The organism is Spirillospora albida (assembly GCF_000718255.1).
GTDB lineage: Bacteria > Actinomycetota > Actinomycetes > Streptosporangiales > Streptosporangiaceae > Spirillospora > Spirillospora albida.
On sequence record NZ_JOFJ01000006.1, the window covers coordinates 23,498 to 43,508 of the forward strand.

At 75.1% G+C, this 20,011-nt stretch carries 19 protein-coding genes; 15 read left to right on the forward strand and 4 right to left on the reverse strand.

What is annotated here, in order from left to right:
* The first annotated feature begins 1 nt into the window (after position 1).
* The 5 genes from IE99_RS0110355 to IE99_RS0110375 are packed head-to-tail and all read left to right on the forward strand — an operon-like array spanning position 2 to position 5,532.
* Positions 2 to 1,393, forward strand: coding sequence for a vWA domain-containing protein (locus tag IE99_RS0110355; protein WP_030167383.1), 1,392 nt, complete (start codon positions 2 to 4; stop codon positions 1,391 to 1,393).
* A gap of 26 nt (positions 1,394 to 1,419) precedes the next feature.
* Entirely contained in the window at positions 1,420 to 3,045 is a 1,626-nt protein-coding gene (locus IE99_RS0110360; RefSeq protein WP_051712363.1) for an adenylate/guanylate cyclase domain-containing protein, read from the forward strand.
* A gap of 47 nt (positions 3,046 to 3,092) precedes the next feature.
* Positions 3,093 to 4,178 (forward strand): S-(hydroxymethyl)mycothiol dehydrogenase, encoded by a 1,086-nt coding sequence (locus tag IE99_RS0110365; RefSeq protein WP_030167389.1) that lies wholly within the window; start codon positions 3,093 to 3,095, stop codon positions 4,176 to 4,178.
* Positions 4,178 to 4,807 (forward strand): MBL fold metallo-hydrolase, encoded by a 630-nt coding sequence (locus IE99_RS0110370; RefSeq protein WP_030167392.1) that lies wholly within the window; start codon positions 4,178 to 4,180, stop codon positions 4,805 to 4,807. Before IE99_RS0110365 ends, IE99_RS0110370 begins: the two co-directional genes overlap by 1 nt.
* A 2-nt stretch (positions 4,808 to 4,809) precedes the next feature.
* Positions 4,810 to 5,532 carry an RlpA-like double-psi beta-barrel domain-containing protein gene (locus IE99_RS0110375; RefSeq protein ID WP_030167395.1) on the forward strand — a complete coding sequence of 241 codons (723 nt, stop codon included), beginning with the start codon at positions 4,810 to 4,812 and terminating at the stop codon, positions 5,530 to 5,532.
* Here the strand turns inward: IE99_RS0110375 and IE99_RS0110380 are convergent.
* Positions 5,529 to 6,080 (reverse strand): ATP-binding protein, encoded by a 552-nt coding sequence (locus IE99_RS0110380; RefSeq protein WP_245623151.1) that lies wholly within the window; start codon positions 6,078 to 6,080, stop codon positions 5,529 to 5,531. The two genes, IE99_RS0110375 and IE99_RS0110380, sit on opposite strands and share 4 nt — an antisense overlap.
* Positions 6,081 to 6,326: 246 nt before the next feature.
* On the opposite strand from IE99_RS0110380, the gene IE99_RS0110385 reads away from it, so the two are divergent.
* Positions 6,327 to 7,169 carry a universal stress protein gene (locus IE99_RS0110385; RefSeq protein WP_030167400.1) on the forward strand — a complete coding sequence of 281 codons (843 nt, stop codon included), beginning with the start codon at positions 6,327 to 6,329 and terminating at the stop codon, positions 7,167 to 7,169.
* A 102-nt stretch (positions 7,170 to 7,271) separates the two neighbouring features.
* Here IE99_RS0110385 and IE99_RS33390 read toward each other — a convergent pair whose 3' ends face one another.
* Complete coding sequence (locus IE99_RS33390) at positions 7,272 to 7,400, reverse strand: Hsp20 family protein (protein ID WP_281176518.1); 129 nt, start codon at positions 7,398 to 7,400, stop codon at positions 7,272 to 7,274.
* A gap of 351 nt (positions 7,401 to 7,751) precedes the next feature.
* Between IE99_RS33390 and IE99_RS0110395 the strand changes: the two genes are divergently transcribed.
* The 7 genes from IE99_RS0110395 (at position 7,752) to IE99_RS0110425 (ending at position 13,974) form a co-directional block, all read left to right on the forward strand.
* The gene (locus tag IE99_RS0110395) at positions 7,752 to 8,183 is read left to right on the forward strand and encodes an OsmC family protein (RefSeq protein ID WP_051712364.1); all 432 of its coding nucleotides are present in this window, start codon (positions 7,752 to 7,754) and stop codon (positions 8,181 to 8,183) included.
* A gap of 132 nt (positions 8,184 to 8,315) precedes the next feature.
* Entirely contained in the window at positions 8,316 to 8,981 is a 666-nt protein-coding gene (locus IE99_RS0110400) for a DUF4389 domain-containing protein (RefSeq protein ID WP_037559094.1), read from the forward strand.
* Positions 8,978 to 9,439 (forward strand): hypothetical protein, encoded by a 462-nt coding sequence (locus IE99_RS0110405; protein ID WP_157610195.1) that lies wholly within the window; start codon positions 8,978 to 8,980, stop codon positions 9,437 to 9,439. The genes IE99_RS0110400 and IE99_RS0110405 overlap by 4 nt, the downstream gene beginning before the upstream one ends.
* Before the next feature lie 140 nt (positions 9,440 to 9,579).
* On the forward strand, positions 9,580 to 10,683 hold the full coding sequence (locus IE99_RS0110410) for an NAD(P)H-dependent amine dehydrogenase family protein (RefSeq protein WP_030167413.1): 1,104 nt from the start codon (positions 9,580 to 9,582) through the stop codon (positions 10,681 to 10,683).
* A gap of 17 nt (positions 10,684 to 10,700) precedes the next feature.
* Entirely contained in the window at positions 10,701 to 11,438 is a 738-nt protein-coding gene (locus tag IE99_RS0110415; protein WP_030167416.1) for a glucose 1-dehydrogenase, read from the forward strand.
* A gap of 116 nt (positions 11,439 to 11,554) precedes the next feature.
* Positions 11,555 to 13,177, forward strand: a complete 1,623-nt coding sequence (locus IE99_RS0110420; RefSeq protein WP_030167420.1) for a GMC family oxidoreductase — start codon at positions 11,555 to 11,557, stop codon at positions 13,175 to 13,177.
* Positions 13,174 to 13,974, forward strand: coding sequence for an enoyl-CoA hydratase/isomerase family protein (locus IE99_RS0110425; RefSeq protein WP_037559096.1), 801 nt, complete (start codon positions 13,174 to 13,176; stop codon positions 13,972 to 13,974). Before IE99_RS0110420 ends, IE99_RS0110425 begins: the two co-directional genes overlap by 4 nt.
* Before the next feature lie 171 nt (positions 13,975 to 14,145).
* On the opposite strand, the gene IE99_RS0110430 is transcribed toward IE99_RS0110425, so the two are convergent.
* Positions 14,146 to 14,811: an MBL fold metallo-hydrolase gene (locus IE99_RS0110430; protein WP_030167426.1), complete on the reverse strand. Its 666-nt coding sequence runs from the start codon at positions 14,809 to 14,811 to the stop codon at positions 14,146 to 14,148.
* Between the two features lie 204 nt (positions 14,812 to 15,015).
* Between IE99_RS0110430 and IE99_RS0110435 the strand changes: the two genes are divergently transcribed.
* Together IE99_RS0110435 and IE99_RS0110440 are read left to right on the forward strand one after the other, a co-directional pair.
* Positions 15,016 to 15,507: a hypothetical protein gene (locus IE99_RS0110435; protein WP_030167428.1), complete on the forward strand. Its 492-nt coding sequence runs from the start codon at positions 15,016 to 15,018 to the stop codon at positions 15,505 to 15,507.
* A 3-nt stretch (positions 15,508 to 15,510) separates the two neighbouring features.
* Positions 15,511 to 19,143 (forward strand): tetratricopeptide repeat protein, encoded by a 3,633-nt coding sequence (locus tag IE99_RS0110440; protein WP_030167431.1) that lies wholly within the window; start codon positions 15,511 to 15,513, stop codon positions 19,141 to 19,143.
* On the opposite strand, the gene IE99_RS0110445 is transcribed toward IE99_RS0110440, so the two are convergent.
* Positions 19,140 to 19,889, reverse strand: coding sequence for a maleylpyruvate isomerase family mycothiol-dependent enzyme (locus IE99_RS0110445; protein ID WP_245623152.1), 750 nt, complete (start codon positions 19,887 to 19,889; stop codon positions 19,140 to 19,142). The two genes, IE99_RS0110440 and IE99_RS0110445, sit on opposite strands and share 4 nt — an antisense overlap.
* Positions 19,890 to 20,011 lie beyond the last annotated feature (122 nt).

The window sequence follows — 20,011 nt, forward strand, 5'->3', positions numbered from 1 at the left end:
GGTGGGCTCGCTCGTCGACCGGCACACGGGGTTCGTCGCCGCGCTCCGCGACGCCGGGATGCCGGTGTCGGTCGCCGAGGGCCTGGACGCCGTCCGCGCCATGCAGGTCGTCGACCTGCTCGACCGGAACGCGCTGCGCGCCGCCTACGCCGCCACGGTGGTGAAGCGGCCGGCGCACCGCGCCACCTTCGACACCCTCTTCGACCTGTGGTTCCCCGCCGCCGTCGGGGACGGCGCGGCGCCGCCCGCCGCCCGCCCGCAGCGCCCGACGCAGGACGACGGCACTCCGCTCCCGCCCGCCCTCGACCCCGAGGTGCGGGACCTCCGCGACGAGCTGCGGGAGCTCCTCCTCACCGGCGACGACGCGGGCCTGCGGCAGTTCGCCCGGACGGCCGTCGCCGGCTTCGGCCGCACCCCCGGCCAGGACTCCTGGTTCTCGTCCGGCGTCCTGCGGGCCATGTCGCCCCGGACGCTGATGGCGTCGCTGCTGGAGGCGGTCCTGAACGGGCAGGAGCGCGGAGGGATGGCCGAGCGGGTCGCGCGCAGGACGCTCGACGAGCGCATCACCCGGTTCGAGGACCTCGTCGCCACCGAGGTCCGCCGCCGCATCGCCGAGGACACCGGCGTCGAGCGCACCGCGCGGCTCGCCGTCCGGCCGCCGCTCGAACGGCTCGACTTCAACTCGGCGAGCCGCGCCGACATGGCCGCGCTGCGCCGCGAGGTGTACCCGCTGGCCCGGCGGCTGGCGACCCGGCTCGTCCAGAGGCAGCGGCACGGCAGGCGCGGCCGGCTCGACTTCCGCCGGACGGTCCGCGCGTCCCTCGCCAGCGGGGGAGTGCCGCTCACCACCCACCACCGGCCGCGCCGCCCCCACAAGCCGGAACTCGTCATCCTCTGCGACGCCAGCGACTCCGTCTCCGCGTTCGCGCACTTCACGCTGCTGCTGACGTTCGCGCTGCGAGAGCAGTTCAGCAAGGTCCGCGCGTTCGCGTTCATCGACGCCACCGACGAGATCACCGAGTACTTCGCGCCCGGCGTGGACGTCGCCGACGCCATGACGCGCATGACGAGCGAGGCCGACCTCGTCTGGATCACCGGCCGCTCCAACTACGGCAACGCCATCAAGGTCTTCGACCGCAGGTACGGCGACGCCATCACCCCGAAGACCTCCCTGCTGATCCTCGGCGACGCCCGCTCCAACTACGGCGAGCTGTCCCTGCCGATCCTGAAGACGATGGTGGACAAGGCCCGGCACGCCTACTGGCTCAACCCCGAGCCCCGCCGCTCGTGGGACACCGGCGACTCCGCCGCGTCCCGCTACGGCGAGCTCGTCCGCATGTACGAATGCCGCAACCTCACCCAGCTCGCCGCGTTCATCGAAGAACTCGCCTGAAGCGCCACGGGATACCCTGCACCGTCATGGACGCCGATGAGCTGGATCCCCCCGCCGTGCGGCTGCGGCGCCGGGTCCTCGGGCCGCTCTGGCGGCTGATCGACGGGCCGCCGGACGACTCGCGGGAGCGGATCGTGCGCCGCGCGCGGCTGCTGGTCACGGTCGCGACCGGCCTCGCCAACCTCGGCGGCGCCCTCGTCGTCCTGGTGTTCGCGCTCGTCGTGCCGGACCCGGTCGGCGACATCTCCGACCGGCTCCGGATGGTCAACGTCGCGATGTCCACCGCGTACGTCCTCGCGGCGGTCCCCGCCGGGCTGCTGCTCGGCGGACGGTTCTTCCGGCGCGTCCGGCGGCTCGTGGAAAAGCACGAGGAGCCCGACCGGCACGAGCGGTCGCTGCTGCTCTACGCGCCGCTGCGGCTGATGGGGCTGCACCTCACGCTGTGGGGGATCGGCACCCTCGGCTGGATCGTCATCAATGTCCCGTTCGAACCGCTGTGGGCGATGAAGCTGGGCCTCACCGGCCTGCTCGGCGGCATCACCACGTGCACCGTCGTGTACCTGCTGACCGAGCGGCTGCTGCGCCGCTCGGTCACCACCGCGCTGCGCAGCCGGCCGCCCCGCCGCACCGGGCTGCCCGGCATCGTCGCCCGGTCCGTGCTCGCCTGGGGTCTCGGCACCGCCATGCCGATCCTCGGGCTGATCAGCCTCGCCATCGGCACCTTCCTGATCGCGAAGGTCACCGTCCGGGAGTTCGCCTTCGCCGTCCTCACCCTCGGCGGCGGCGCGCTCATCGTCGGGTTCGGCATCACCTACGTCGCGGCCCGCGCGATCGCCGACCCGGTCGAGTCGGTCCGGTTCGGGCTCGCCCGGATCGAGCGCGGCGACCTGGACGTCGAGGTCCCCGTCTACGACGGCAGCGAGGTCGGGCTGCTGCAGGCCGGGTTCAACCACATGGCGGCGGGGCTGCGCGAGCACGCCCGGCTCCAGGACCTGTTCGGCCGCCAGGTCGGCGTGGACGTCGCCCGGGTCGCGCTGGAGCGCGGCATCGACCTCGGCGGCGAGACGCGCGAGGTCGCGGTGCTGTTCGTCGACATCATCGGCTCCACGCGGCTCGCCGCCGACCGGCCGCCCGCCGAGGTCGTCGCGCTGCTCAACGACTTCTTCGCCGTCGTCGTCGAGGCCGTCGGGGCGCACGGCGGCTGGATCAACAAGTTCGAGGGCGACGCCGCCCTCGCCGTCTTCGGCGCGCCCCTGTCCCTGGACGGCGCGCCCGGCCGCGCCCTCGCCGCCGCCCGCGAGCTGGCCCGCCGGCTCCGCGACGAGGTGCCCGCGCTGTCCGCCGCGATCGGCGTGTCGGCGGGCGAGGCGGTCGCCGGGCACATCGGCGCCGAGGAGCGCTTCGAGTACACGGTGATCGGCGACCCGGTGAACGAGGCGGCGCGCCTCACCGATCTCGCGAAGGGCACGCCCGAGCGCGTCCTGGCCGCAGGGTCCGCCGTCGCGGAGGCCGGTGCCGAGGAGGCCGCGCACTGGACGCTCGGGAACGAGGTCGTCCTGCGCGGCCGGACGGCGCCTACCCGCCTCGCGCACCCGTCCGGCGTCGTCCCGCAGGACGGGACGGAACTGAGCGCCGCGCCGCACGGTCTCTAGCGTGCCTCTATAGGGTCGGGGGACGAACCACGGCGAAGGGGCTGAGGATGGCGCAGCAGGTACGCGGGGTCATCGCACCGGGCAAGGGGCAGCCGGTGCGGATCGAGACGATCACCGTTCCGGATCCCGGGCCCGGCGAGGCGGTCGTCCAGGTCCAGGCGTGCGGGGTCTGCCACACCGACCTGCACTACCGCGAGGGCGGCATCAACGACGACTTCCCCTTCCTGCTCGGCCACGAGGCCGCCGGCGTCGTGGAGTCCGTGGGGGAGGGCGTCACCGAGGTCTCCCCCGGCGACTTCGTGGTCCTGAACTGGCGGGCCGTGTGCGGGCAGTGCCGCGCCTGCCTGCGGGGACGGCCCTGGTACTGCTTCGACACGCACAACGCGACGCGGCGGATGACGCTGGAGGACGGTACCGAGCTGTCCCCGGCGCTCGGCATCGGCGCGTTCGCCGACAAGACGCTCGTCGCGGCCGGTCAGTGCACCCGGGTCGACGCGTCGGCGAAGCCGGCGGTCGCGGGCCTGCTCGGCTGCGGCGTGATGGCGGGACTCGGCGCCGCGATCAACACCGGCGGGGTCGGCCGCGGCGACTCGGTCGCGGTCATCGGCTGCGGCGGCGTCGGCGCGGCGGCCGTGCTCGGCGCCCGGCTGGCCGGCGCCGCGAAGATCATCGCCATCGACATCGACGACCGCAAGCTGACCACCGCGACGTCGCTCGGCGCCACCCACACCGTGAACGGCTCGGACGCGGACGTCGTCGCGGCCGTCCGGGAGCTGACCGGCGGATTCGGCGCCGACGTCGTGATCGACGCGGTCGGCCGCCCCGAGACCTACGAGCAGGCGTTCTACGCCCGCGACCTCGCCGGCACCGTGGTGCTCGTCGGCGTCCCGACGCCCGAGATGCGGCTCGAGCTGCCGCTGCTGGACGTGTTCGGGCGCGGCGGGACGCTGAAGTCGTCCTGGTACGGCGACTGCCTGCCGTCCCGCGACTTCCCGATGCTCGTCGACCTGTACCTCCAGGGCCGCCTCGACCTGGACGCGTTCGTGTCCGAGACGATCCCGCTGGACGGCGTCGAGGCCGCGTTCGAGAAGATGCACCACGGCGACGTCCTGCGCTCGGTGGTGGTCCTCTGATGGCGGCCCGGATCGACCACCTCGTCACGTCCGGCACGTTCTCCCTGGACGGCGGCACCTGGGACGTCGACAACAACGTCTGGATCGTGGGCGACGACGCCGAGGCGATCGTCATCGACGCCGCGCACGACGCCGCCGCGATCGCCGCCGCGCTGGGCGGCCGCCGCCTCGTCGCGATCGTGTCCACGCACGGGCACGACGACCACATCGACGCCGCCCCCGCCCTGGCCGCGGAGACGGGCGCGCGCGTCCTGCTGCACCCGGACGACCTGATGCTGTGGAAGCGGAGGCACCCCGGCCGCGATCCGGACGGCGCCCTCGCGGACGGCCAAGTGATCACGGTGGCGGGCACGGAGCTGACCGTCCTGCACACCCCCGGCCACAGCCCCGGCGCGGTCTGCCTGCACGCACCGGCGCTCGGCACGGTCTTCTCCGGCGACACCCTGTTCCAGGGAGGGCCGGGCGCCACCGGGCGGTCGTTCTCCGACTTCCCGACGATCATCGCGTCGATCCGGGACCGGCTCCTGACGCTGCCGCCGGAGACGGTCGTCCGGACGGGGCACGGCGACAGCACCACGATCGGCGCGGAGGCACCCCACCTGGACGCCTGGATCGAGCGGGGCCACTGACCGTGCGGCCGAAGGGGGCGGCCGTCCTCGCGCTGCTGGCCGCCGCGGGCTGCGGGCAGGCGGCCGAGGGCGCGTCCGTGGCGGTGCCGCCCACCGCCGCCCCGCCGGCGGCCGCGTCCCCGTCGCCGTCCCGCCCGTCCGTCCCGTCTCCGACGGCCTCACCGCTGCTGGGGCGGCCCGGCGGCTGGCGGATCACGACGTACTACACGGCCGTCCAGAGCTTCTACAAGGGCAGGGCCGAGGCGGTGCGGGGCTGCCCCCGCCCGCGCTGCTCCAACGGCCGGGATCCGCTCGGCTCCTATCCGGAGGACTTCCTGAAGGTCGTCCGGATGGAGGGCAGCGGACGGCTGACGTCCGGGCCGAACAGGGGCCGGTACCTCAACTGGGCGACGGGCGTCGGGTTCTGGCTGGACGAGACCACCCGCGACTCGCGGGGGCTTCCGCTGCGCCCCTGGGAGTCGGCGGCCGTCGACCGGTCCGTCCTCGCCCGGGGGCAGCGGTTCCTGATCACCGGCTGCGGGCGCGACGGGAACGGACGCCCGACGCCCGCCGGCGCCTGCGCGCGGTTCCGGCAGGCCCGCTGGACGGTCACGGACGTGTTCCGCCCCGGCCACGGCGGCGAGGGCCGCGCGGACCTCTACATCGGTGAGGAGACGGGCCCCGGCTTCGCCGGATCGAGCCCCTTTTACACGACCCTGCGCGGCGCCACCCTCGCCCCCGCCTAGCGGACCCCGTGAGCGGGCACATCGAACTCGATCTTGTCGAGGCCCGCGGCGGCGGACCGGGTCAGCACCGTGACGCCCGCGGCGGGCGGCAGGGCGCCCGTGCGGGCGCGCTCCATCAGCGGCGTCCAGCGGCGGCAGTGCCGGGCGAACACCGAGGGTGCCACGACGCGGCCCCGCGACAGCTGGCCCGCGCGGGCCGTCGCCGGGTCGACGTCGATGAGGATCAGGTGCACCGCGCCGCCCCGCCGCCGCGCCAGCCACGCGAACCCGTGCAGGAGCAGCGGCCACGTCCCGCGGGTGTGGGCGACCACGGGATGGCCAGCCCGGACGGCGCGCGCGATGCGCCACACGTGGGTGCCGTTGACGAGCGGCACCCGCAGCCGCGGCGGCACCGCGGCCAGCCGCAGGTCCCACCAGTTGCGGGCCTGGCGCGAGTCGATCACCCGGACGGGGCCGCACACGGCCGGACCCGTCTCGTCGCCCCGCAGCCCGTACAGCCGGTCGAGCAACGTGCTCTTTCCGGCCCCGGGCAGCCCGGCGACCAGCACGAGCGCGCTCGCCGGATAGCGCAGCGCGGGCAGGGGATCGACGTCATCGCGGATGGGAATGATGTCGCTCCTGGTCTTGGCCCCGAGGTCGGTGACGTGGTGGTTGGAGAAACGAACACTTCACGCCGCTTGTTCCGCCCCCGGACGGCCTGTTTCCCGCCCCGCCGCGGAATGCCGGAAATGGTACCGGTTTCGCCTCCACGCTGGGCGGAAGGAAGGCTCGAGACGGCTCAGAAGGGAAGGACCATGCCGGCACCGATCGTCGTGGGCATCGATGGCTCCGCGCATGCCTGGCGGGCCCTGGACTGGGCGGCCGAACACGCCGTCCGGCACCGTCTCCCGCTGCTGCTCGTGCACGGCTCCCGGGCGCTGCTGCCCGACGGGAGCGTCCCGGAGGACGCGCTCCGCCATCTGGTCGCCGAACGGGAGGACATGCTCGCCGAGGCGTGCCGGTACGCGCTCAAGACGCACCCGGGCCTGGACGTCACGACGCGGCTGGTGCCGCACGACCCGCGCCGAGCGCTGGAGGAGGAGAGCGGGCGCGCCTCGCTGGTGGCCGTCGGATCGCGCGGGCTCGGTGGGTTCGCCGGGCTGCTGCTGGGATCCGTCGGCGTCCACACGGTGGTGCACGCGCGGTGCCCGGTCCTCGTGGTCTCCCGCGCCGCGCGGTATCCCGCCGACGCGCCCGCGAGGATCGTGGTCGGGATCGAGGGCCGGCACGACGAGAACGCGGTCCTCGACTGGGCCTTCACCGAGGCCGCGTCGAGCGGGGCCGGGATCGTCGCGCTGCACGCCGTTGGGGCGGAGTTCGGCACCCCCCGGGTCCGGGTGACCGAGGACATGGAGCTGTCGGAGGCCCTGGCGGGGTTCGGGGAACGCTTCCCCGAGGTCCCGGTGGTGCGCGACATCTCCGACCGTCCACCGGCGCAGGCCCTGGTGGACGCCTCCGAGGACGCCGCGCTCGTGGTGGTGGGCGCCCACCGCGGGCACGGCCCGGCGGGCATGGCGCTGGGGCGCCTCGGCCACGCGGTGCTGCGTCACGCGCACTGCCCCGTCGTCGTGGTGCCGCGAGGCGGCGCCGAGGAGTGATCCGCGGGTGAGAACGCCGAAGGCCCGGCCGGTGCCGGGCCTTCGGCGTTCGCGACATCACCTCCGGAGGATCGCGGCCCATCGGGTGCCCGCGTCACCGCGTCACCGTGCGATGGTGATCCGCTTCGTCTCGCGTTCGGCGGCCCTCGGCATCGGCGCCTGGACCGCGAGGACGCCCTTGTCGAGGGACGCCTCGATGTCGTCGGTACCGAACAGGCCGGGGAAGACCACGTGCCGCCTGTGGCGCTCCAGTGCTCTCGTGGTGCCTCCTTCCGCTCGGAGTCCGGGGACACCCCCGGTGGGGAGGCTCGCGGGAGCCGGTGTGCTCCGTCTTGGCGACGGTGGGTCGTGCGGGCGATGCCGCCGAATCATTCGCTCCGGTTCCTGGTCCCATCCCCATCGGTGGGTGCCACATTCATGTTGTCCCCGGTGGGGGCGGTGCGGCCACGGGCCTTCGGTCACCGCGCGCCGGGACCAACGTCCCGCCTGCCGCCGCGGCTCGGGACCTTCGGCTCGATTCCCGGGAAGCCCCGTGGAAAGGCTTCTGGTGACGAGCGATTACCCATGGGAGGAGGTGGCGTGATGACCGAGATCAGAGTCGTCCACAGTGAGGGTGACGCCTTCGCCGTCGTGCTGCGCGACCACGTGGTCTCCGTGGATCAGCCGTACTCGGCGGGAGGCACGGACACCGGTCCCACCCCGGTCGAGCTGTTCGTGGCGTCCGTCGCCGCGTGCGCGGCCCACTGCGCGCGGGGCCACCTGCGGCGGCTGGGACTGCCCGCCGGCGGGCTGGAGGTCACCGCGGACTTCGCGATGGGCGAGGGCGCCCTCGCCGGGGTGTCGCGCATCGCGCTGGCGGTGCGGCCGCCCCTGGCCGTGCGGGGCGCCGTGCTCGACGGGCTCCTGGACGCCGTCCGGCGCTGCGCCGTGCGCAACTCGATCATCGATCCGCCGCGGATCGGCGTCGAGGTCGTCGCCGAGGGGACGGCGGTCGCCGCCGCGAGCGCGGTGTGAGGACCTTCGGCCCGTGGAGGGACGGACCAGCCGCCCTACACCGCCGCCGCCCGTCGGCGGAGGGTGGAGGGCGGCGGGCCGTCCGGTCGCGCCCCGCCCGTGGGTCGCCGGGCCGCGAGCGAAGGAGGGGACATGAACGGTCGGCAGACGCCGGTTCGTGTCGAAGGGCGCCTGGACGAGCCGCTGTCACGGTGGCTGTGGCTGGTGAAGTGGCTGCTCCTGATCCCGCACTACGTCGTGCTGCTCTTCCTCGGGCTCGCGTTGGCGGTCCTGACCGTCGTGGCGCTCTTCGCCGTCCTGTTCACGGGCCGCTACCCCCGCTCGATCTTCGACTTCAACGTCGGCGTGCTGCGCTGGTTCTGGCGGGTGGCGTTCTACGGCTACGGAGCCCTGGGAACCGACCGGTACCCGCCCTTCACCCTCCAGGACGTCGCCGACTATCCGGCCCGTCTCCAGATCGACTTCCCCGGGCGGCTGTCCCGGGGCCTGGTCCTGGTGAAGTGGTGGCTCCTGGCCGTCCCCCACCTGCTGATCCTCGCGGCGTTCTCCGGGGGGCTCGGCGCCGCCGGCCAGGAGGACTGGGCGTGGCGGTCGCCGGGCCTGATCGGCCTGCTGGTCCTCATCGCGGCCGTCGGCCTGCTGTTCACCGCGCGTTACCTGCGCGGGATCTTCGACTTCGTCATGGGCATGCAGCGTTGGACGATGCGGGTCGCGGCGTACGTACTGCTGATGACCGATGCCTACCCGCCGTTCCGGCTGGACCAGGGCGGCGACGAATCCCGGAGGGACGACGCATGAACGGGTCACGCGACCACGGAGCCCGGACGGCCGGCAGAGGCCGGCCGGTGAACCTGGAGCGGCGCCTGCGCGAGCAGCACCGGCTCTGCCTGCCCGCGCTCGCGAGGCTGCGGCTGCTGGCCATGGCGCCGTCCGGCGGCGGAGGCGGAACGGAGCTGCGGAGGGCGACGGACGAGGTCATGGCCGAGCTGGGCGCCGCCGAGCGCCTCCTGCTCGACTCGCTGCGGGACAGCGTGCGCGCGAGGCCGATCGGGCACCTCCTGGCATGCCGCGTCAACCGCCTGGCGATCGTGGCCGAGCACGCGGCCGTGGCGGCGGAGGCGGGGGACGTCCCCGCTCAGCGGGCCCTGCTGTACCAGTTCAACGCGCTCGCCGAGGCGATGTGGAAGGTCCAGCTCGGCGTCCGGCCCGGCAGGGAGTGCGCGAGCCGGATCTCCGTGGGCCAGGGCGCCGGGTAGGGCGGCGCCGGGCCTCACCGCGCGGACGACGGAGGCCATTGCGGGGAGGGGGGAGCGGACGCTAGCCTGGACACCTGTCCAGGCAGGTGGCCAGCCGATCGCGGCCGGCCGCGGTGCCGGCTTCCCGGACGAGGAGGACCATGGCCATCCGCGTTCTGCACGTGGCGACCGGCAACGTCGGCCGCATCGTCCTGTCGCAGCTGATCGAGGACCCCCGGTTCGAGCTGGTCGGGCTGGTGGTGTCCAGCCCGGAGAAGGTCGGCCGGGACGCCGGCGAGCTCGCCGGCCTGGACGCGGTCACCGGTGTGACGGCCACCGGCGACCTGGACGCGGCACTGGCCCTGCGGCCGGACTGCACCGCCTACTGCGCGATCGGCGAGACCCGGTTGTCCGGCGCGCTCGGAGACGTCCGGCGGATCCTCGCCTCGGGGAGCGATGTCGTGGCGTCCTCCCCGGTGCCGCTGATCCACCCGTGGGGACTGCTGCCGGACCGCATGATCGGGCCCGTCGAGGAGGCGTGCCGGGAGGGCGGGACGAGCCTGTTCGTCACCGGTGTGGATCCCGGGTGGGTCAACGACCTGCTGCCGTTCGCGATCGCCAGCACGTGCCAGCGGGTGGAGCACGTGCGCTGCTCGGAGATCGCCGATTACGCCAGCTACGACGGCGGCCCGGTGCTTTTCGGCTTCATGGGTTTCGGCCGGCCGGTGGGGGACACGGCGCCGATGTTCCGGCCGGGCATGCTCGCGGCGTCCTGGGGGGTCAGCCTCCGGATGCTGGCCCGCGGGTTCGGTCTCGAGCTCGACGAGATCACCGAGTGGTTCGAGCTGGAGCCCGCGCCGGAGGCGTTCGACGTGGCCGCCGGGCACATCCCCGCGGGCGGGGTGGCGGCCATGCGGTTCCAGATCCGCGGTGTCGTCGCCGGCAGGGAGGTACTGGTCATCGACCACACCAACCGGCTCCGCGGCGACCTGCGCCCCGACTGGCCCCAGCCGGCGCAGGAGGGCGGCTCCTACCGCGTCGAGATCACCGGCGAGCCGTCCTACCGCGTCGACGTCTGCCCGACCAGCGCCAGGGGCGACCACAACCACTCCGCGATCGCGTCCGGCGCCGGGCGGATCGTCAACGCGATCCCCGACGTCGTCGCGGCGCCGCCGGGCCTGCGGACGCCGCTCGACCTGCCCTTCAACACCGCGCGCGGCGTCTTCGCGGCGGCCCTGGCCGATGCGCGACAGATGACCCGCTGACAGAGAGGACACAGGCGATGGGACGTGTGGACGGGAAGGTCGCCCTGATCAGCGGTGGCGCGCGCGGCATCGGAGCGGCCAGCGCGCGCGCACTGGCGGCCGAGGGCGCCAGGGTCGTGATCGGCGACATCCTCGACGACGAGGGCGCGGCGGTCGCGGACGGTCTGGGGAACGCGGCCCGCTACATCCACCTGGACGTGACGAGCGCCGAGGACTGGACGGCCGCGGTCGAGACCGCCGTCCGCGAGTTCGGTGGCCTGAACGTGCTGTTCAACAACGCGGGGATCGCCAACGGCGCGGCCATCCAGCGGTTCGGGCTGGAGAAGTGGCGGCACATCATCGACGTCAATCTCACCGGCCCCTTCCTCGGCATCCGCGCCGCCACCGAGGCGCTGATCGCGGCGGGCGGCGGCTCGATCATCAACAACTCGTCCATCGAGGGGTTGCGCGGCACCTCCTGGGCGCACGGCTACGTGGCGTCGAAGTGGGGGCTGCGCGGCCTCACCAAGTCGGTCGCCGTCGAACTCGCCCCGCACGGCATCCGGGTCAACTCGCTGCATCCCGGGCTGATCCGCACCCCCATCACCGAGGGCATTCCCGACGACATGGTGCCGATCCCGCTCGGCCGCCCCGGGCAGCCCGAGGACGTCGCGTCCTTCGTGCTCTTCCTCGCCAGCGACGAGTCGTCGTACGCCACCGGGTCCGAGTTCGTCATCGACGGGGGCACCGTCAACCAGATCCCGCACAAGGCCTGACCCCGCGAGCGGCGCGCCCGCTCCCGCTCAGCGGAAGATCCACTAGAACCTGTTCTATTTTTCTGGAATAGTGACTGGACACGTGTCCGATCAGGTGTACGCGCCGGGAGGTGCTCGTGGTCCGAGCCGATTACGTCGTCGTGGGGGCGGGGAGCGCCGGGTGCGCGGTCGCGCGACGCCTCGCCGAGAGCGGGGCGAGCGTGGCGGTGGTCGAGGCCGGCGGCCGGGACACCGCCCGCGGCGTGAAGAACCTCCTGGAGATCCCCGGCGCGGTGGCGGTGATGCTGTCCACCCCGCAGCTGAAGAGGCTCGTCGACTGGGGCTACAAGTCGGTGCCGCAGACATCGGCGTGGGGACGGGTGATCCCGCAGACCCGCGGCAGGGTGCTCGGCGGCTCCAGCTCGGTCAACGGCATGCTGTTCGTCCGCGGGCACCGGCGGAACTTCGACGACTGGGCCGCGGACGGCGCCGCCGGCTGGGCCTACGACGACGTCCTGCCCGCCTTCAAGCGCCTCGAGGACTGGGAGGACGGCGGCGGCGGCGTGCGGGGCGCGGGCGGGCCGGTCAGGGTGCGCCGCCAGAAGGACCTCACCGAGGCGTCCCGCGGCTTCATCGACGCCGCGGCCGAACGGCTCGCCGTCCCGTTCCTCGACGACTACAACGGCCCCGAGCAGGAGGGCGTCGGCGTCTTCCAGCTCAGCGCCGACCGCGGCGTCCGCTACTCCGCGTCCCGCGCCTACCTGCGCACCGACCCGCCGGACAACCTCCTCGTCCTCACCGGCGCCACGGCGACCCGGCTCGTGCTGAGCGGCAGCCGCGCCACCGGCGTCGAGGTCGTCGGAGCCGACGGCGACAGGCAGGTCATCGCCGCCGACCGCGAGGTGATCGTCTCCGCCGGCGTGTTCGGCTCGCCCAAGCTGCTGCAGCTGTCCGGGATCGGCCCGGCGGAGCACCTGCGGCGGCACGGCATCGACGTGGTCAGCGACCTGCCGGTGGGCGACAACCTGCACGACCACCTGTTCGTGCCGGTCTCCTTCCGGATGGACTCGGCGCTGCGCCGCCCGACGCCGGCGTACTTCCTGCGCGGGCTCGCGCAGGCGCGGCTGCGCCGGTCCGGCTGGGCCAGCGGCTCGCAGTTCGAGGCCACCGCCTTCGTCCGGACGTCGCTGTCCGGCGCGATCCCCGACCTTCAGGTGATGGCGCTGTACTGGGTCTACCCGTTCCCCAACCAGGACGGCGACAAGCCGGTGCGCCCGCCCACGACCAGACCCGGCCTCAGCGTCTTCCCGACGCTCATCTACCCGGAGAGCCGGGGGACGGTCCGGCTCGCCGGCCCCGACCCGTCGCTCCCGCCGCTCATCGACCCCGCCTACCTCTCCGCAGGCAAGGACGCCGACGTGCTGCTCGAGGGGATCTCGATCGCGCGGCAGGTGATGGCGGGGACCGGCGACAACCGGGGCGAGATCCGTCCCGGGCCCGAGTACACCGACCCCGCGGAGCTGCGCCGCTTCCTGCCCAACATCGTGCACTCCGTCTACCATCCGGTCGGCACCTGCCGGATGGGCTCCGACGAGCGCGCCGTCGTCGACCCGCGGCTGCGGGTCCTCGGCGTCGACAACCTGCGGGTCGCCGACGCGTCCGTCATGCCGACCGTGACGGGCGGCAACACCAACGCGCCCTCCATCATGATCGGCGAGCGGTGCGCGGACCTGGTGCTCGGGACGGAGGGACGGCGATGACCGCGAAGGCCCCGGTGCTGCTGGCCGAGGACGCCGGCCGCGTCCGGACGCTGACGCTGAACCGCCCGGACGCGCTCAACGCGTTCAACGAGGCCCTGTACGACGCGCTCGCGGACGCGCTCCTGGAAGCGGCCGAGGACCCCGCGGTGGCGGTGGTGCTGGTGACCGGCAGCGGCCGCGCCTTCAGCGCCGGCACCGATCTCGTGGAGATGGGCGAGCGCATCGCGAACCCGGACTTCACGCCCGGCCGGCACGGGTTCATCGGGCTCATCGACGCGCTGGAGGCGTTCGACAAGCCCCTGGTACTGGCGATCAACGGGCTCGGCCTGGGGATCGGGCTGACCGTCATCGGGTTCGCGGACCTGGTCCTGATGTCCGGAGACGCCCGCCTCAAGACCCCGTTCACCAGCCTGGGCGTCGCGCCGGAGGCCGCGTCGAGCTACCTGCTGCCCCTCCTGGTCGGCCGTCAGAACGCCGCCTGGATCCTGCTCTCCGCGGAGTGGATCCCGGCGGACGAGGCGAAGCAGATGGGCCTGGTCTGGCGGGTCTGCGAGCCCGGCGCCCTGATGGCGGAGGCGCGCCGGGTCGCGGCCACGCTGGCGAGCCGGCCGGTGTCGAGTCTGCGCGAGGTCAAGCGCGACATGACCGCGCCGCTGCGGGCGGAGATCCGGCGGGCCCGGGAGCGGGAGAACGACGGCTTCGTCCGGCTCATGGGCGGCCCCGCGAACGCCGAGGCGCTGGCGGCGTTCGCCGAGGGCCGCGACCCCGACTTCACCTCGCTGCCCCCGGGCTGGTAGCCGCCGGCCGCCTCGGCGCGCCGGGCGGCCGGGCGCGACCGACGGCGCCATGTGGAAGCCGTTCGGGGCGCTGGACGCCATCACCCGCGCGAACATGCACCCAGCGGTACCACCGGGCCGCGGCGGCCTCCCGGCCCGGGACCGCCGCGGCCCGCCCCGCCCGCCCGCTGATCACCAACCGCGCTCGCGCCAGGTGGGAATGCTGGGGCGCTCGCGGCCGAGGGTGGTGTCCTTGCCGTGGCCGGGGTAGACCCAGGTGGCGTCCGGCAGCCGGTCGAAGACGCGCTCCTGCACGTCCGCGAGGAGCTGCTCGAACAGCGTCCGATCCCCCCACGTGTTCCCGACTCCCCCCGGAAACAGGCTGTCGCCGGTGAAGAGGTGGGGGCGGGCGGCGAGCGCGCCGCCCGCGTCGTACAGCAGGGCGATCGAGCCCGGGGTGTGGCCGCGCAGGTGGATCACCTCCAGCGACGCGTCGCCGACCCGGACCGTCGCGCCGTGCTCGACCGGCTCCGCGACCGGCTCCGGGAGCGCCTCCGCGTCCCGGTGGTGCGCGACGACGGGGGCGCCGGTCGCCCGGACGACCTCGCTCAGCGCCATCCAGTGGTCCTGGTGCCGGTGCGTCGTCACGACCCGGGCGAGGGGGCCGTCACCGATGAGCTCCAGCAGCCGGGACGCCTCGTTCGCCGCGTCGATCAGCAGCCGCTCCCCGGTCGCCGCGCAGCGCAGGATGTAGGCGTTGTTGTCGTACGGGCCGACCGCCACCTTGGTGACGGAGAGGCCCGGCAGCTCGCGGACGTCGGGCCGGCCGCCGGCCTCGACGTTCCCCGAATAGCTCATGGTGATCCTCCCGCGGGGTGATGCGAACGGTCCATCCTCCCGCATCCCCGCCCGCGGCACCCCGCGCCGGGCCGCCCGGGGGAACCGCTCCGCGACTGCGTCACGCGACTCAGCCCGAACGTGCACTCGTGCGCGGACGGCGGCCGCTCTCCGCCGCACCATGGGAGCGGAAGATCGGATCGACCCCGTGAGGACGGTGACACCTTGGTTGCCGCGTTCCGTCCCGGACCGGGCAGGGAGACGCCCGAGGACCTCCTCGGGCACGCCTGCGCGCTGGTCCGGCTCTGCGGCCAGGACGCCGCGATCGCCGCGATGCTGCTCGCCCTCGTACTGGTCGGGACCTGCACCCGGCTCGCCGCCGGGGCGCCCGGCGTCCTGGCGCTCGCCCTCCTGCCGGTGCCGGCCGGGTCCGCCGCGATCTCCGCCGGCTACGCCGTCCGGTCGCGCCGGACGCTGATCCGGGCGCTGTGCGACGTCCGGAGCCGCACGGGCGCGCCGCTCGACCCGTCCGTGCCGTGGACGCCGTTCGCGTCCGCGGCGGCCCTCGACGAGCGGGTGCGCGACGCCGAGCTGCGGCGGCTGCTCGCCGCCGCGCACCGCTGCGGCGCACTGGCCTGGTTGGCGCTCGCGTGGGCGGTGGCGTCGGCGGTGCTGTTCCTGTTCTGGGCGCTCGCCGCCGCGATGACGGGCGGGTGACCCGTGTTCGACCGCGACGTCCGGTCCGGGAGCTTCTGGGACCTGCTCGCCCCCACCGACCGGCAGGCGCTGCGGGCGATGGGCCGGCGCGCCGACGTCCCGCCCGGCGGGACGCTGTGCCACCAGGGCGCCACCGCTCCCGCCGTCTACGTGGTGTTCCGGGCGCGGGCGGCGGGCAACGCGGTCGCGAAGGAGTACGTCGGCTCCAGCGAGGGCGACGAGTCGATCATCGAGCTGTACGGGGCGGGCGACGTCGTCGGCGTCCTCGGGCCGTGGGGGCATCCGCAGCGCGCGACGGTCGCCGCCCTGGAGCCCGTCGCGGCGCTGCGGGTCGACGGCGGCCAGTGGCGCAGCCTGCTGGCCGCGAACCCGCGCGTGGCGGAGGCGATGATGCACGCCCTCGCCGAGAGCGCGGGGCACGGCGGCCGGCGGCACGCGGTGCGGGCCGCCGACCATCCGCAGCGGCTCGCCCACCACCTGCTGGAGCTCGCGCACCGGTTCGGGGAGACCACGTCGCGGGGCCGGGAGATCCCGGTCCGGCTCAGCCAGGGCGACCTGGCGAACTGGGCCGGGATCTCCCGAGAGACGCTGGTGCGCTGGTTCCGGCTGTGGCGGGCCCGCGGCATCCTCGACCGGCGGCCCCGCCCGCTCACGATCCTCGACTGGGAGGGACTGCGGCGCGCGGCCCGGCCGTGGGGGGACGAATGGTCCGCGCCGCCGGACCGGATCGTGCCCGACCGGATCGTGCGCGACCGGACCGTGCCGGTCCGTGCGGCCCCGGCGCGGCGCGCGGGCGTGCCGGCCGGGATCGCCGCGTCCGCCGCACCCCCGGCCGCGCGCCCGCTCGGGCGGCGGCTTCCGCCCGCGCCGCCGTTCTTCACCGGACGCGCCGTCAGCCTCGGCAAGCTGGACCTCCTCGTCGCGCAGCGGGAGTGGCCGCGCGCCGTGGTGGTCCAGGGCATGGCGGGCGTCGGGAAGACGGCCCTCGCGCTGCACTGGGCGCACCGCGCCGCCGACCGGTTCCCCGACGGGGTCGTGTTCGCGGAGCTGCGCGGCACCACCCCCGGCCCGGTCACCGCGGCGCAGGCGATGGGGCAGGTGCTGCGCCGGGCGGGCGTCCCGGGCGACCAGCTCCCGCGCACGGCGGCGGAGCTGGCGGCGCTGTGCCGGTCGCTGCTGGCGGACAAGCGGATCCTGCTGATCCTGGACGACGTCGCCGACCCCGGGCAGATCCGGCCGCTGCTCGCCGCGGCGGCGTCCGGGCTGGTGGTCGTGACGAGCCGGCGGCGGCTGCCGGTGCTGCTCGACGGCGCCGACGTCCGGACGCTGGAGCTGCGGGAGCTCGGGACGCAAGAGGCGGTCGACCTCATCGCGGGCGTCGTCGGACGGTCCGATCCCCGGCTGCGGTCCGAGGACCGCGCGGTGGTGCGGCTGGCCCGGGAGTGCGGGTGCCTCCCCCTGGCCCTGTCGGTCATGGCGGGCAGGCTCGCCGAGGACCCGGGCGCGTCCGTCGCCGGAGTCGTCCGGAAGCTGGCCGACCGGGGGGCCGGCCCGACCTTCGACGTCGCCTACCGGGGCCTGCGCCGCGATCTGCGCCGGGCGTTCCGCCGGCTCGGGCTCACCCCCGGCCCGGACGTCACGCCCGCCGCGCTGGCCGCCCTGCTGGACGGGACGCCCGAGGAGGCCGCCGCGTGCCTGGCCGCGCTGCGGCAGGCGTCCCTCGTCGACGACGCCGGGCCGGGCCGGTACCGGATGCACGGCCTGCTGCGCGACTTCGCCCGGGAACAGGGGCTCCGGGAGGACGCCGACAGCGACCGGCTCGCCGCGCGGCGGCGGCTGCTCGCGGCGTACCTGGCGGCCGCGCGGACGGCCGGTCCGGCCTGGTTCGAGGCGGAGCGCCGCACGCTGGTCGCCGCGGTCGAGCAGGCCGCGCGGCTCGGCCTGCACCGCACCTGCTGGGAGCTGGCGGGGGCCCTGTTCGGTTCCGCCGAATTCCGCCGCAACAGCGAGGACGTCATCGCGGTGTGCCTGGCGGGGCTGCGCGCCGCCCGCAGCGAGGACGACTGGGGCGCCGTCGCCGTCATGCTGCACGACCTCGCCGTCGCGCACTTCGAGCAGGGCAACTCCGTCCAGGCCATCGGGTACGGGGAGGACGCCCGGCGCGCGTTCCGCGCCGCCGACCCGCCCGATCCGCGCGGCGAGGCGGTCGTGCTCGCCACGCTCGCCGACGTGCACACCGCGCTCGGCCGCTACCCGACGGCGATCGACCACGCCCGCCGCGCCCTGGAGATCCACCGGGAGCTGGTGGACGTCGCGGGCGTCGCCCGGGACCACGACATCCTGGCCCGCGCGCACCTCGGGCTCGGCGCGGACGAGCCCGCGCTGCGGCACGCCCGCCGCGCCCTGGACGTCCGGCGCCGCTCGGGGGACCGGCGGGGCGCCGCCGGGACCCTGCTCACCCTCGCCCGGATCCACCGCAACCGCGGCAACGTCCACGAGGCCTTGACCAACGCGCTGGAGGCGCTCTCCCAGCGCCAGGAGGTGGCCGACCGGCACGGCGCCGCGGAGGCGCTCACCGAGCTCGCCCGCATGAACGCGGCCCTGGGCCTGCGCGACCTGGCCCGGCGGGACGCCGAGCGGGCGCTGCACGACTACCGCGCGCTCGGCGCCCGGCACGGCGAGGCCCGCGCGCTCACCGTGCTCGGCATGCTGATGTGCGACGCGACCCGGTTCGCGGAGGCGTTCACCCACTGCGGCGAGGCGCTTCGGCTGCACCGCGATACCGGCGACCGGCAGGGCGAGGCGGAGGCGCTCGCGCAGACCGGCATCGTCCACTGGCGCCTCGGCCGCTACCACGAGGCCCGCGAGCTCCTCACCCGGGCGCTGGAGATCCGCCGCGAGATCGGCGACCGGCAGGGCGAGGCGCACGACCTGGAGCACCTGTCGGTGGTGATGCGGCGCCTCGGCCGCCCGCAGGAGGCGTTCGTGCTCGGGCTGGAGGCCCTGGACCTGTGGCACCACCTCGGCGCCCGGAGCGGCATGGCCGGGACGCTCGGCAGCCTCGCCCGAACCTACCTGCGGCTCGGCCTGCCGGGCGACGCCGAGGTCGCCGCCCGGCAGGCGCTGCGGATCCGGGAGGCGGGCGGCGACTGGTACGGGATGGGCGTCGGCATGGACACCTTCGCGGCGGTCCTGCGCCGCAGCGGCCGCCCCGGGGAGGCGCTCGCGATGGAGCTGGAGTCGCTGCGGCTGCTCCGCGACGTCGGCGACCGGCACGGCGAGGGCACCGCGCTCGTCCACCTCGCCGACATCCACCTCGACCTGGGGCGTCCGGAGGAGGCACTGGAGACCGGGCGCGCGGCCCTCGACCTCGCCGCCGAGCTCGGCGACGCCCGGGAGCAGGCGTGCGCCCTGCACACCATGGCCCGCGCGGCGCAGCTCCTCGGCGGGCACGCGCGCGCCGCCCGGCACCTCGGCGACGAGATCAAGATCCGCCGCGACATGGACGACCACCGGGGCCTGCGGCGCTCCCTGGAGCTGCGCCGCCGGTCCCATCTGGCGCTCGGCGACCACGCCGCCGCGGCCGACGACGCCCGCCGCGCCCGCTCCCTCGACCAGTGGCTGGACTCGGGCTAGAAGCCCGCGGGGGGATGCGGCCAGTCCGGCGGGACCGGGAGCGCGCCGTCCTGGCGCAGGTGCACCCCGGCGCCGTCGGAGCGGCCGCTCAGCCAGCCCAGCAGCGCCCGGCCCGACCCGGCGGCCTCCGGGCCGCCCTCGCTCCACCCGAGGCGGGCGGACTCCCCGGAGTCGGTCGCGGTCAGCCGGAACCCGGCGAGCGCGCCCCACCGCTCCGGCGGCTGCGCCGCCAGGTCGGTGAGCGTGCTGCCCAGCGCCCACCGCACGTAGGACTCGGGCCAGTCCGCCGGCCCGTACCCGGCGGCGAGGTCGGCATGGTGGGCCTCGACCTCGTTCCACCGGCGGCAGAGGAGGTACCAGGCGGGATGCGCCCAGCCCTGCATCGCCCGCACCTCGGCGTCCCAGGCGTCCTCGGGCAGGCCCCGCGCGTGCGCGGAGAACCGCGCCTGCGACGTCCGGACGTCCTCGATCAGCGCCTCGGCGCTGCGCCCGGCGCCCTCCTCGATGTCGGCGTTCCGCACGGCCACGCTCGGGTACTGCGGGATCTCCACGCCCGTCCGCGCCCACTCCAGCAGGTTCCAGAGCGAGTCGGCGTTGCGCGCGATGTGCGCGGCGACGTGCCCCCGCGTCCAGCCCGGCAGGGCCGAGGGCGCGCGCAGCTCCGCGGCGCTCAGCCGGGACAGCGTCGCGGTGATCCGCTCGACCCCGAGGTCGAGCTCATCGATGACCTTGCGTCGGTTCTCCACGATCATCATCCTTCCCCACCGCCCGATCCCGATCCAAGGGGCGGGGCGGACGGGTGGGGTTCGCGGGTCGTGTGGCGGGCCCGGTTCGAACACGTGTACGGTTCAGGGGTCGCCCGCGGGCG